The sequence below is a fragment of the Flavobacterium sp. genome (assembly GCF_031422135.1).
Taxonomy (GTDB): Bacteria; Bacteroidota; Bacteroidia; order Flavobacteriales; family Flavobacteriaceae; genus Flavobacterium.
Window position 1 is genome coordinate 29,091 of sequence record NZ_JANOQD010000126.1, and the last position, 13,906, is coordinate 42,996.

A 13,906-nucleotide genomic window follows, 5' to 3' on the forward strand; every position below is an offset into this window, starting at 1 on the left:
AAGAGGGATAAGTTATTACTACTAAAAAAAACTTTTTTTTTACACTACCAACCCCCGTGTTTTAAGGTTTTTTTAACAAGCCCTAAAAATAAATGTCCCTTTTTTAAATGTCATGTCCTTTTTTTAAATATACCTCATTTTTTACAACATTACATTTACAACAGTATTAACAAGTAAACTAAAAAACCATGACAAAACCACAAAAAATCCCCAAGACCAAGCTAGTGACTCGTACCCTTGTGCAAGCACTAGCTACCCGAGTACAAAAAACAAATAATAAAGTAAATTTTTAATGTTATGAAAAATAAAATAAAAGGGATGTTCCTAACCGTACTGATGCTATTTGGAGCATTATATCCCAGCGGCCAAGCGTATGCAAATGGATTGCCGCCAAAAATTATGACTTATATTGAAAAGCAAAACATAGCCAATAAGTTGGTCAATGATGATGATTTTATGAAATTTTGTAAATTTAAATTAATAATTCCTTTCATTTTTTTGCTCAAACAATCAAAGTTAGGAGTAGAGCAGCAACAGGAAAATTATTTAATGATTGAAACACTTGCCAAAAAACCAAATTTATCTCAGGATGAATATGATAAAATGACTTTAACCATAGGTTTTAAAAATTCTAATGAGTTTAATCAAGTAATTGAAAATACTGTAAATTATGAAAATAAATTTATAACAAACAATCCTGAAATTGCTAAATTAAGTGAAAGTGAAGCTGCAGAAGTTTATAAATTAGCTATTAGTGATAGTCTATTTTTTAATAAATTTAAAGAGAAAAGTTCACTGGATGCTTATTTTGTGTTTGGTTGTGTTGTAGATGCTATTATAGGTGGCGTCTCAACTTCCGGAATGACACTTTTTTTTACTGCGGTTGGAATTTTAACTTGTGTGAAAGCAGGACAAATATATACTTACTTTAATCCACCTCCTAATCCTCAACTACCGAATCCAGACAATGATGCTATTAGAGTAAAAATTATGGTCGGTGTTTGCGTTTTTGGAATTTTAACTCAACTACAAAATTTCCCAACTAACTTATATAATTCCACTTTGTTAAAATTTTATAATTGCATAGGAACTACAAGTGTAAATGCCTCAACTGACTTAAACATACCAACTTCTATACCCTCGAACTTTCCAAGTGTCGCCAACTAACTACAAATTAATAATTTAAATAAAAAAAATGGAGGTTATGAAAAAAACAATCCTATTACTCACCCTATTCAACACTTTTTTTGCGATAGCAAGAAACAAAGATGAAGCAAAGGAGGCAAAGTTATATCCACCAGGTGCCCCTCAAAGTTTTGCCGTAAATACATTAGGAAATTATTATAACTCAACCACTTTTACTTGGACAGCACCAATTTCAGGGGCAGCAGTTAGTTACTATACCATTTACTTAAAGAGAAGGACTGATGCTGTGTTCACTGCTGTTAATCTAAGTATACTTTCTACCACAAGATCTATTACTTTATCAGATAGTCAAATGCCCTTGCCTATGAACTATGAGCTATACATTACTGCTACCTCTAGTACAGGCGAAGAAAGTATGCAAAGCACTCATGTTTTTTATGAGGCCAATCAAACGAATAATGCTCCTGGATCCCCTACGCTGACAAATATAACCACCCAAGGTTGTCTTGCTTCTTGGTCGGCAAGTACTTCTAGCAATATTATTGGCTATTTTATTTTTGCAAATGATGTACCTGTAGGGTTTAGTACAACAACAAGTTATACCATAGTAGGATTACATCCAAATAACACATACAACGTTACAGTGACAGCTTTAGATATGTATGGTAATTCATCAGCAGAGAGTACAACAACTGCTAACACAGATTTTACTACACTTGATTATTGCAAACCAGCAACAATACCCAAAGATGCTGATAACTACAATGCAAATGCCTATATACAGCAAGTCAGTATAGCAAGTCAGTTAACTTATCCAACTTTTGCACGTACTAGTAGTACAGGAAACACCTACAATAATTTTACCGATGTAGAAATTACTAATGGTAGTATTCCCACTCTCACCTTAGGGAGCGCAAAACCGGGTAATATTATAAAAGTGACTGCTGCCCCCATTGGTGGTTCGGAGACAGATGTTTTTATCTTCATAGATTTTGATTTTGATGGCGTATTTGAAGCCTCCGAAAAAGTAGCTTGTGGTTTTTTAAGTTACAAAGGCACTACTGGTAAAAGTGTCACTGATAATATCCCTGTAACTTTTGTGTCTGATATGATTAATGTACCCTCGACTGCTTTTATAGGTACAGTTAGAATGAGAATTATCTATCAGCAAATTAATTCTAGTACTAATACAAATACCACTACAACAACTGTTTATCCTTGTGATTTTCTTAGTAATTATGGAGGTAATACAGTCAGTGTAGGAGAAATTCAAGACTATTCGGTAACTATTGTAAACCCTAATCCAATTTATGGCAGAGTAGGTAATGGTGGTTCAGATATAATAATAAAAGAGCCAATAGCGCAGGACTCTAAACCTGAAAAACCAGACCCTACAAACCTCACCATTTACCCCAACCCAGTTTCTGGCGATTTTATGAACATCACGGCTATAGACAACAACACGCCCTATGCCATATATAACGTTGCTGGGCAAGAAGTAAGTACAGGCAAAGTAAACAACGGCACCATAAACGTAGCCAACCTAAGCAAAGGCAACTACTTGCTACAAGTACAAGTAAACGACCAGCGCATAGTAAAACAATTTATAAAACAATAACTTAAATAATTATAATTATGAAAAATTTAGAAAAAAAGATTTTAAAATTTAGTCTTATTATGGGAGTAAATGTTATAAGTTTTACAAATATGATTGCGCAAAGCAATTCATATCCAAGTGGTGCTTTTGACGGTGGAACCACACAGCAGAACTTTTTAATCAGTAAAGGTGATAGTGGTTATCCTTGCTATATAAGACTGCATAGAAATGTGTTAAGAGAAAATGATGATAAACAACCCACAAATGGTATTTCGTATATGTTAAATAATTTAGATGATGGATTTTCAATCTCGAGATCTACAGCAAATAATAAGGGTTTTAATATTAAAGATATTGGAACAAAAGACTTTATTATTGATAAATCTGGAAATGCATCTTTTAATGGTAATATGGGTTTAGGTGCAGATAAGCAGTTTTTTCTCAGTACTTTAAATAATAATGGCTGGAGAATGGGTGTTCAAAATAACCCATTTAGTCCGATGAGATATCCAGATCAATATACAAGCTATTTAACAATACCAGATGGAAAAAGTAATTTTGCAGTCGGACAAAATGGGGGAGCCTCTTTATTTGAAATAAATGCAGAAACAGACGGTGCATGGTTTCGTGGAAATGTAGAGTTTTCCGGTGGCATTCAAATAGGAAATAGTGGTTTAGGAAATGGTGTTAATGGTTATGGACCGAAGCTTAGTTTTTCTACACCTACTTCTGGTGTTAATGATGATAATCTATACATACAAAGAATAAATGAAACAAATGGAGGCTCAAATATCTTTGTAAACATTGGTAATGATAATAGTGCTACTAACTTAGGAGTTAGAGATACTTTTACTATAGGTAATGATGGTACTGGTGCAGGATCATTGAACAGTTTTCCTTATTTTGTTGTTAATTCAGCAGGCTATGTAGGTATAGGAACAAACGGTAATGCGAGCCAAGAACTTATGGTTGGGGGAGGCGTAGGCGCTACTAACTATACTGTAATTTCTGCTCCAACCGCTGACTATGTTTTTGAGGACAGCTACAAACTAAAAACACTAGCAGAAACTGAGGCTTACATCAAAGAGAACAAGCACTTACCAGCCTTCAAATCGTCTAAACATTATGAAGCAAATGGCTACACTATGATTGATATGGACGTAGCCTTAGAGCAAACGGTAGAGGAACTAACGCTTCACGCTATTGCACAAGAAAAGAAAATAAATGAACAAGAAACAGAAATGGCGCAATTAAAAAGCGAAATGGCAGCTATAAAAGCGCTATTGCTTAAAAAATAATAATTGTAGTTTTTAGTTTGTTAAGACCATCCCTGTTTTTTTGGGGTGGTTTTTTTTTTGGTTTTACTAAAATCCTAAAACCAGCAGTTTGTCATTCCGAGGAACGAGAAATCTTATAGTATAAATAATAAATTCAATATAAAAAGGGTATATTTTTATAAAAAAACATATTTATTACTAAGTACTACTATAAAAAAACCAATAAAGAGCTATTTTGTAGTGCAATTAATAAAACTTTTTTTCGCTACAAAGCCCAGTAATTTGGTGCTTTTTTAACAAGCCCTAAAAATAAATGTCCCTTTTTTAAATGTAATGTCCCTTTTTTAAAGGTGACCTATTTGTTAGTTTATAAATTTGCAAATTAAATATTTATTTCAAATTAATTATTTCATACACAAAATTTTATTTATGAAAAAAGCACTATTTATTTTCTTTGTAGGGGTAATTTTTTGCTGTACAACAGATGTATTTGCAATACATCCTAAAAAAACATCAAATCCTACCAAAGGGAAATTAAAAAAAGCTATGGTTCTAGCTGGTATAGAAAGCGATCGAAATGCGAAATTTACAGATGCTACTTGGCCAACACGTTTACCCCAAGCCACCATAAACACTATGCAACCCAACTGGCGAAAAGGATTTCTAGATGTTACAAAAGCACCCTACAATGCTGGTAACGGTGGCGATGATACCGTTGCGCTACAAAATGCCATAAACGATGGGTATAAGGCAGATCTTGTCGTTTTTTTTCCTGGAGATAAAACCTACAGAGTAAGCAACCAGCTATATTGCCTTACAAGTAATAACAGGAAATCTACCCACAAACTAATAGGTTCTACTGTAGGAACTACTAAACCTAAAATTGTGCTTACAAATGGGTCTACTGTAGCAGACAATATTCTTGTTTTTTACGATAATATCTTTAACGGTTCCATAGATCCTTCTACTCATTATGGTTCAGTCTTTCGTGGTATAGATATCGAAATGGGAAACAATCCTACTGTAAATGCATTATCTATGAATGGAGCACAATATTGTGTAATTGAAGATGTAGCTATCACAGGAACCGATTTTAATTCAGGAGTATATAATTTGCCAGGTTCTGGTGGTGGTGTAAACAATCTAAGTGTGAAAGGTGGAGATTATGGTATTTATCAAGCCGATTTTAGACCCAATCCTACCGTTTTTGGATTAACACTAGAAAATCAACAAAAAGCAGGTATAAATGTAACAAGCACAAGAGGTCCATTAATTATTGCGGGTTTCAAAATTACAAGTCCTACTGCACCCACTAGTAACTATAGAGCAATTGCTATAAAAAAAGAAAGTAATATACCAGCTTCAGATCCTTCTGTTTTTGGAGTTGCCTATAGAGGCTATGCCAACTTATCTTTATCAGATGGAAGCATAGAGGTAAAAGGAGTTTCGGGTATTGCGATAGACAATTATGCGCAAGATGTTACTATAAGAAACACTTACTTTAAATCGCAAACCATTATAAAAAGTGGTTATTTCGCTTCAAGTTCTGGTGCTAGTATTGTACCTGGCACAACAAGTATGTGGACTAAACTTTCCAATTATGTTTACACGACCAGTTTAGATCAAAGTACCGTTTTTAAAAACACTACTCATTTAAATAATCGTACAGCCAATTATGAATTAAACGGTACAATTTCCACTTCTGCAGCTTTACCTGCTACAAATTTTACAACATTGCACACTTGGACAAGTTTACCTACTTGGGAAGACGATATTATTGACATTACAGCTCCAGGTTATGGAGCTACACCAGAAGATGTTAATGCCACTGATGATGATGGTATTGCTATACAACGTGCTATTGATCATGCTACTACAGTTGGGCATCCTAATCATGGTAAAATTGTTTTTATACCCCGCGGTTTTTTTGAAATTCGTAACACTTTACATTTAAAAAGCGGTTTAGTAATGATAGGTTCTGCTAATTCTAATTCATTTATTATGCCAGATAGACAATGGTTAAACTCAAATGGACCATTAATGGATAGCCCAAATGTAGCCACAGGAAGTTTATACTTGGCGGATTTCGGGTTGTTAATGTATCCGCACACACAAGCGCTTCACATACAAACGCCTAATACTGTTATTCTGGATGTGCTTACAGAGCCTATGAAAAATTCTGTTTGGTTGACTTCTATTCCTTTAAATCCTGCCGAAACGCCTTATTTTCTTTTTAGTGGTAACGCTGGAGGAAAAATATACAATCTGGTGACGGATCAAATTTCTGGTAGGGTTGACGAGAATCTTGAATTGAATCATGCCAATCGTTATCATTTCGTACTAATAGAAAACACTACAAACCCAATTACGTTTTATCAAATAAGCATAGAACATTTGGATAATTCGCCTCAAATGAAATTAAATAATGCCGATAATATTACTGTTTTTGGTTTTAAATATGAGTATAAATTTGAATTAATAAATATTACAAATTGCAACACAGTCAATCTGATTGGTGGCTCTGGTAACCACAATATAATAAGTCCAAATGATCAAGCTATTATTGTGATTTCGAACTCAGAAAATGTGTTGATTCAAAACTTTGACAGAAAACAATATGAAACTTCATCTATAAACACAAAGTGGATTAAAGACAATACGAACACTATTAGTGGTGATTTTGGAATTTTACAATATGAATACTCTAGCACATTAGGAACTTCCGAATTTGAATCGGTTGTAAAAAATACTATTAAAATATATCCTAACCCAACTGAAGACCAAGTAACTATTGAAATTGATGAAGCCTATATTCAAGAAGGGTATCAAATAAAAATAACCAATATTCTAGGGCAAACAGTTTATAAAACGGAAATTAAAAACCAAAAAACAGTCATAGACTCAGGAAACTGGGCTACAAGCGGAATTTATTTTATGACGGTAACTAACATCAAAGACCAAAACATAACAACGAGAAAAATTATAAAAAAATAAATGTTATATAAAATTAAAACAAATTAAATAACCTTCATCTACAAGCAAATGAAAAATTATAAACAAATTTTAATACTTACTGCTGTACTATTTAATTATAGTATCTCTCTTTCACAAATAAGCACCGAGTTATTATTTGAAGACAATTTTACAGGTACTACTTTGGACTCTAACAAATGGTTTCTAGAAACGAGTAGACATACTGACGAAGTGCAATGTTATACATCGAGACCAGAAAACTTAAAGGTTCGTAACAATAATTTAGAAATTATTGCTTTGCGCGAAAATTATACTCAAACTAACCCTCAAGGAGTAGTTACTAATTACGAATTTACATCGTCAAGTATAGAAACTACCAGTGCCATAAACAATCTGGGTTACGGCAAATATGAAGCGAGAATAAAAGTACCCACAGGAGTAGGTTTTTTTCCTGCCTTTTGGACCATAGGTGCTTTTAATGGTTTGGGTTGGCCTAGTTATGGTGAAATTGATATTATGGAATTTTTAGGTACCGAAAATTTTGTTCGCGGTACTGCACACTGGCGAAATATAGCAGGTGAAGATGGTCGAGCTCCAAGAGCAAGTTCACCAGCTTTAGATATGTCTATTTATCACACGTACAGCGTTATAAGATTACCAGAATCTATCACGTGGTATGTAGATGGTACTGCATATGGTACTTTAAATATTTGGAATAATAATGATAGTACTGATGAACTGCATACCAATCATAGAATCAAATTGAATTTAGCACTAGGCGGTTGGCCTCCATCACCAGATGCAACAACGCCCTTTCCTGGAACCATGTTTGTAGATTATGTGAGAGTTTACAAGTACGATGCTGCATTAGCTACAAATGAAGTTAAAAATGACAATTCTCGAATAATTGTTAGTGTCAAAGACAATATTTGCTCCGTAAAACTGACTAAATCCTTATCTGATTTTGAATTAACCTTTTACGACATGAGTGGCAAAAAAATGCTAAACAAGAAAGTTTATAATACTAATGAGACCAGTATCGATATAAGTACACTAAGCAAAGGAACTTACATATTAAATGTAACATCTACTGAGTCAGAGCGATATTCAGGTATGTTTATAAATCATTAATTTTTACAAATAAAAGTCCTGTAAATAACAAAAACGTAATAATTTTTTTTTGTTTATTGGTTGATGAGCCACCTTGTGTAACGGGGTGGTTTTGTTGTAAAATTCTTTGTTGCTAACTTATATAACAATAGTTACTTATTGACTACTTTTTTTTTCAAAAAAAAGTGTTTACATTTCAATATTAAAAAATTATACTAATTATGAAAAAGATTCTACTTGTATTTCTGTATTGTATTTGTATAAATTTCAATTTTGCTCAAAACAAAAAAATAGACAGTTTACTTGTGTTATTAAAAACTCAGAAAGAGGATACAATAAAAGCAAATACTTATATTAAACTTTGCGACGAATTAAGGTTTGTAAGCACACAAAAATTAGAAACATACAACAACAAGCTGTTGCAATTTTCTCAAAAAATTAACTATCAAAAAGGGATTGGACATTATTATTGGTTTCTAGCAGACACTTATACTAAAAATAGTGACTTTGAAAAGGCGGTTGGTGCCGCAAAAAAAGCCAAAGCGTTATTGTATAACTCAAAAGATTGGGATGTATATTTTAGATTTATAGAGGAATTATCAAACTTTATGAAAATGGCAACCAAGTTTGATGAAGCAAAAGTACTATTAGATAACAGTTTAATAAGAGCAAAAAAAAATAATCGGCCAATAAATTTAGCCATTATGTATAATGCTTGCGCTATGTTATATAGTGATTTAAATCTTCTTAAAGAAGCATTAGTATATGCGAAGAAAGCCATAAATTATGAAACTACGGTTTATATAAAGAAGAAAAGTTATCTTGCTATGTCACTTATCTATAGCGATTTAAATAATTACGCATTAGCAAGCGAATATATAGATAAAGCAATAGCATTATCGGTTGGAGACCCAATGGCAATACATAGTTTACAAGTAAACAAAATAAGAATTTTAATTAGCGGAAAACATTACGAAGAAGCATTAACTATTGGTTTAGAAAATGAAATTTTTTTTAAAAAATTTAACTATTTATATGCACTTAATTATACCCACAACTATCTCGCTGAATGTTATTACCAGTTAAAAAAATACAACGAATCTTACATATTTATTAACAAATGCTTGGATAATAAAATTGAAGATATGTCTTATAGAGCTAAAATTTATGAAAAAGCGAGCAAAATTTATTTAAAGTTAAATAAAAAAAAGGAAGCTTTAGCAATGATTGACAATGCAATAAACGAGCCAAAACCTGTTACCGATGAAGGCTTTAATTTAGACCTTTTTCAGACAAAAAGTGAGGTAGAAGAAGCACTAGGAAATTATAAAAACGCCTTGGTATATTATAAAATGCAAGCTGTCATAAAAGAAAAACAGAACGCACTAAACAACAAAAATAAGTTAAACGAACTACAGGTTAATTTAAATGTAAAAGACAAAAACAACAGCATAAAAAAATTAGAAATTGCCCAACTTCAAAAAACAGTCGAAAATAAAAAACAACGAGAAAACTTGCTCTATGTTTCTGTTGCTTTATTACTGGCACTACTATCCACTTTTTTTTATGTTAGAAATAACAGAGCCATCAAAAATAAAAATAAAATTATCGAGCAGACCAATATAAAACTCGAAAACGAAAAGCAACTTACTCAAAAATCACTAGTTGAGAAAGAAACCTTACTTAAAGAAATTCACCATCGGGTTAAAAACAATATGCAACTGGTAATGAGTTTGCTGAATATTCAAGCGCAGGAAGCCAACAATAATATTAGCGATTTTGTGGCTGTTAGTCAGTCTCGTATACTATCTATGTCTTTAATTCACGAAAACTTATACCAAACAGACAATTTAAGCCAAGTCGATTTTAAAGAATATGTAGATAATTTAACCAACAGTATCTTAAACGCATACAGCAATGTAAATACTAATATCACTTTAAAGTTAGAAATTGAGCCAGTATATTTTGATATTCAAAAAGCGATACCACTAGGACTTATAATAAATGAATTGGTGAATAATGCTTACAAACACGCTTTTATAAACTATCAAAAAGGACTCATAACCTTACAATTGATTCGCAAAAACGAAAAATACGAATTGGTCGTAAGCGATAACGGCATTGGGATTCAAAAAAAGGAAAATGCAAAAAAAACATTGGGCTTAGAACTCGTGGAAGAACTGGTTTTTCAATTAGACGGTTTACTAAAAGTTGCAAATAATAAAGGAATGCAATATAACATACAATTTTAAAATTGCTTACCTAAAATAAAATGTATGAATAAAAAAATAATCGTGGTCGAAGACGAATCACTCATTGCTTTAGATATTAAAAAAATTCTAGAACGAGAAGGTTATGAAGTGATTACCAATATAAAAACAGTAGAAACCGCAATAGAAGCGATTGAGGTGCATAATCCTATATTGGTACTCATTGATATTAATTTAAACCAGCTTGCTGATGGAATTGATTTGGGTAATTATTTGTTAGTAAAAGATACGATACCTTATATTTATATTACCTCGTATTCTAACAAAATGACCCTCGATAGGGCGCAAGAAACAAGACCACACGGTTATATAGTTAAACCATTTAGACCAGACAGCATTATTGCCTCTGTAAGTGTTGTATTGAACAATTATAAATACAAAAAAATTGATACCATACGAAGTGAAAATCCAATGGAGGAATTGACACCAAAAAAGATGAAACAAATAGTTGAATATATTAATGCTAATATTCATAAAAAATTAGATGTAGAATTATTGTTGTCGATCACAAATTGGACTAAACGACATTTATCTCGTATTTTTATGCAATATCTTAACACCACTCCACATCAATATATTTTGAATAAAAGAATTGAAAAAGCAAGTGTACTGCTAAAAGAAACAGATGTACCTATTAATGAAATTGCCATTGAATTGGGTTTTCAAAATTATAGTAGTTTTTATTCTGCTTTTAAAAGAGTTACGAATGAAACACCAGAAAGTTTTCGGAATAAATAAATTATAAATATCCAAAAGAAGACACATTTTTATAAAGTGTTTGTTTGGAGTTTTGCAATAAAAAACGCTTACTAATTTATGAAATTTGATGGCTTTATTACCCAAAACCATTTCTACAAATTTTTAAGTGTCAAAGCATAAAAAAATCGGGTATTATCCCGATTTTTATTTTAATAAAATGCAAAAGTTAACTACTTGGCGTTTCCGCTTTCAAAACCTTAATGGAAAGTTCGGTTTCCCCTTCTTCAAAATCCATAAAAATTTCGTCACCAATATTAATTTTTGAAGTAATTATTTCTTCGGCTAATAAATCCTCAACATACTTCTGAATGGCACGTTTTAATGGTCTTGCACCAAATTGTTTGTCAAAACCTTTTTCGGCAACATACGCTTTGGCAGCATCAGAAAGTTTTAAGCTATAACCAAGATCTTTCACTCTTGTATACAATTTAGCTAATTCAATTTCGATAATCGAGTTGATATCTTCTTTTTCAAGGGCATTAAATACAATAACATCATCAATTCTATTTAAAAATTCTGGTGCAAATGTTTTCTTTAAAGCATTTTCAATAATGCTTTTAGAATTATCTTCCGCATTTGCAACACGTGTAGCAGTTCCGAAACCAACACCTTGACCAAAATCTTTCAATTGACGCGCTCCAATATTGGAAGTCATAATAATAATAGTATTTTTAAAATCGATTTTTCGACCCAAACTATCCGTCATAAAGCCATCGTCAAGAACTTGTAGCATCATATTGAAAACATCAGGATGCGCTTTTTCAATTTCGTCTAAAAGTACCACGCAATAGGGTTTGCGACGTACTTTTTCAGTCAATTGTCCACCTTCTTCATAACCTACATATCCTGGAGGCGCACCAACGAGACGGGAAATAGAGAATTTTTCCATATATTCACTCATATCAATGCGTATTAACGCATCCTCAGAGTCGAACAATTCTCTAGCTAAAACTTTTGCCAATTGAGTTTTACCAACACCTGTCTGTCCAAGAAAAATAAACGAACCAATTGGTCGGTTTGGATCTTTCAGTCCAGCACGATTTCTTTGAATGGAACGAGCAATTTTTAAAACCGCTTCATTTTGTCCAATTACTTTATTTTGAATTAGTTCAGGTAGTTTAGCTAATTTATTACTTTCGGTCTGAGCAATACGATTTACAGGAATTCCTGTCATCATAGAAACTACATCGGCAACATTATCTTCTGTAACTTCAATTCGATTGTTTTTAGAATCATCTTCCCATTGTTCTTGTGCAATGGCTAAATCTTTTTCGATTCGTTTTTCATCGTCACGAAGTTTAGCAGCCTCTTCATATTTTTGTCTTTTTACAACAGAATTTTTCAATTCTCTAACTTCTTCCAATTGACGTTCTAAATCTAAAATTTGTTTTGGAACTTCAATATTAGTAATGTGTACACGTGAGCCAGCTTCATCAAGGGCATCAATAGCTTTGTCTGGTAAAAATCGTTCCGACATATACCTGTCAGTCAATTTTACACAAGCTTCAATAGCTTCGTCGGAATAATTTACGTTGTGGTGTGCTTCGTATTTGTCCTTAATATTGTGCAAAATTGTAATGGTTTCTTCTACAGATGTAGGTTCTACAATCACTTTTTGAAAACGTCTTTCTAGCGCTCCATCTTTCTCTATATATTGTCGGTATTCATCAAGCGTAGTTGCGCCAATACATTGTATTTCTCCTCTAGCTAATGCAGGTTTAAACATATTTGAAGCATCAAGTGAACCAGTAGCACCTCCAGCACCAACTATGGTGTGAATTTCATCAATAAAAAGAATAATATCATCGTTCTTTTCTAATTCGTTCATTACCGCTTTCATACGTTCTTCAAACTGTCCACGGTATTTTGTACCAGCAACTAGACTTGCTAAATCTAATGTCACAACACGTTTCCCAAATAAAATTCTTGAAACTTTCTTTTGGATAATTCGTAAAGCCAAACCTTCTGCAATGGCAGATTTACCAACACCAGGTTCACCAATAAGCAAAGGATTGTTCTTTTTTCGACGACTTAAAATTTGCGAAACACGTTCAATTTCTTTTTCTCGACCTACAACAGGATCTAATTTTCCTTCTTCAGCCATTTCTGTTAAATCCCTCCCAAAGTTATCTAAAACAGGAGTTTTGGATTTTTTGTTCGACTTGTTGGCAGGATTGTTGAAATTATCGCCTTTTAAACTGTCATCTTGTCCTGAATCATCTCCATATTGGGATTCGTTTTTAGGGAAATTATCTTGATAATCTTCTTCGTTTGGCATCATAGTTAAATATTGTTCTTTGGCTATATCATAGTCAATTTGTAATTTATTGAGCAACTTGGTTGTTGGGTCATTTTCATTCCTTAATATGCACAGAAGCAAGTGCGCTGTGCTTATTGAAGTGGCTTGAAAAACTTTAGCTTCTAAAAACGTTGTTTTTAACGCTCTTTCTGCTTGTCTTGTGAGATGTAAATTTTTTTTATCGTTACCTACAATTACACTAGGATTTGCAGGGCTTAATATTTCTACTTTTCTACGCAAGTGTTCTAAATCGACAGAAAGACTATTTAGAATAGAAATTGCTTTGCCATTTCCGTCACGCAAAATACCTAACATTAAATGCTCAGTACCAATAAAATCGTGACCCAAACGCAAGGCTTCTTCTTTGCTGTAAGTAATTACATCTTTGACTCTAGGTGAAAAATTATCATCCATAAAATATATATTATTAATGTAAATTTAGTAATTTATCAATTCAAAAGCAAAAATCATTCCC

At 32.6% G+C, this 13,906-nt stretch carries 8 protein-coding genes; 7 read left to right on the forward strand and 1 reads right to left on the reverse strand.

Features of this window, described 5'->3' with window-relative positions; all coding sequences use genetic code 11:
* Positions 1-297: 297 nt before the first annotated feature.
* The 7 genes from RMO70_RS16645 to RMO70_RS16675 all read left to right on the forward strand — a co-directional run bounded on the left by RMO70_RS16645 (position 298) and on the right by RMO70_RS16675 (position 11,111).
* Positions 298-1,167, forward strand: coding sequence for a hypothetical protein (locus RMO70_RS16645; RefSeq protein ID WP_310557571.1), 870 nt, complete (start codon positions 298-300; stop codon positions 1,165-1,167).
* A gap of 37 nt (positions 1,168-1,204) precedes the next feature.
* Positions 1,205-2,764, forward strand: coding sequence for a T9SS type A sorting domain-containing protein (locus RMO70_RS16650; RefSeq protein ID WP_310557572.1), 1,560 nt, complete (start codon positions 1,205-1,207; stop codon positions 2,762-2,764).
* A gap of 59 nt (positions 2,765-2,823) precedes the next feature.
* Positions 2,824-4,041 carry a hypothetical protein gene (locus tag RMO70_RS16655; RefSeq protein ID WP_310557573.1) on the forward strand — a complete coding sequence of 406 codons (1,218 nt, stop codon included), beginning with the start codon at positions 2,824-2,826 and terminating at the stop codon, positions 4,039-4,041.
* A gap of 408 nt (positions 4,042-4,449) precedes the next feature.
* Entirely contained in the window at positions 4,450-7,014 is a 2,565-nt protein-coding gene (locus tag RMO70_RS16660; RefSeq protein ID WP_310557574.1) for a T9SS type A sorting domain-containing protein, read from the forward strand.
* A 48-nt stretch (positions 7,015-7,062) separates the two neighbouring features.
* Positions 7,063-8,124 carry a family 16 glycosylhydrolase gene (locus tag RMO70_RS16665; RefSeq protein ID WP_310557575.1) on the forward strand — a complete coding sequence of 354 codons (1,062 nt, stop codon included), beginning with the start codon at positions 7,063-7,065 and terminating at the stop codon, positions 8,122-8,124.
* Between the two features lie 200 nt (positions 8,125-8,324).
* A complete protein-coding gene (locus RMO70_RS16670; RefSeq protein ID WP_310557576.1) occupies positions 8,325-10,355 on the forward strand; it encodes a histidine kinase dimerization/phosphoacceptor domain -containing protein in 2,031 nt (676 codons plus the stop codon).
* Between the two features lie 24 nt (positions 10,356-10,379).
* Positions 10,380-11,111, forward strand: coding sequence for a DNA-binding response regulator (locus tag RMO70_RS16675; RefSeq protein WP_310557577.1), 732 nt, complete (start codon positions 10,380-10,382; stop codon positions 11,109-11,111).
* Between the two features lie 187 nt (positions 11,112-11,298).
* Here RMO70_RS16675 and RMO70_RS16680 read toward each other — a convergent pair whose 3' ends face one another.
* Positions 11,299-13,845, reverse strand: a complete 2,547-nt coding sequence (locus RMO70_RS16680) for an ATP-dependent Clp protease ATP-binding subunit (RefSeq protein WP_310557578.1) — start codon at positions 13,843-13,845, stop codon at positions 11,299-11,301.
* Between the last annotated feature and the right edge of the window lie 61 nt (positions 13,846-13,906).

Excerpts from the sequence above, each read along its gene's own strand:
- RMO70_RS16675 (WP_310557577.1), top strand. The coding sequence starts at position 10,380 with ATGAATAAAAAAATAATCGTGGTCGAAGACGAATCACTCATTGCTTTA.
- RMO70_RS16670 (WP_310557576.1), top strand. The coding sequence starts at position 8,325 with ATGAAAAAGATTCTACTTGTATTTCTGTATTGTATTTGTATAAATTTC.
- RMO70_RS16660 (WP_310557574.1), top strand. The coding sequence starts at position 4,450 with ATGAAAAAAGCACTATTTATTTTCTTTGTAGGGGTAATTTTTTGCTGT.
- RMO70_RS16680 (WP_310557578.1), bottom strand. The coding sequence starts at position 13,845 with ATGGATGATAATTTTTCACCTAGAGTCAAAGATGTAATTACTTACAGC.
- RMO70_RS16665 (WP_310557575.1), top strand. The coding sequence starts at position 7,063 with ATGAAAAATTATAAACAAATTTTAATACTTACTGCTGTACTATTTAAT.
- RMO70_RS16650 (WP_310557572.1), top strand. The coding sequence starts at position 1,205 with ATGAAAAAAACAATCCTATTACTCACCCTATTCAACACTTTTTTTGCG.
- RMO70_RS16645 (WP_310557571.1), top strand. The coding sequence starts at position 298 with ATGAAAAATAAAATAAAAGGGATGTTCCTAACCGTACTGATGCTATTT.
- RMO70_RS16655 (WP_310557573.1), top strand. The coding sequence starts at position 2,824 with ATGGGAGTAAATGTTATAAGTTTTACAAATATGATTGCGCAAAGCAAT.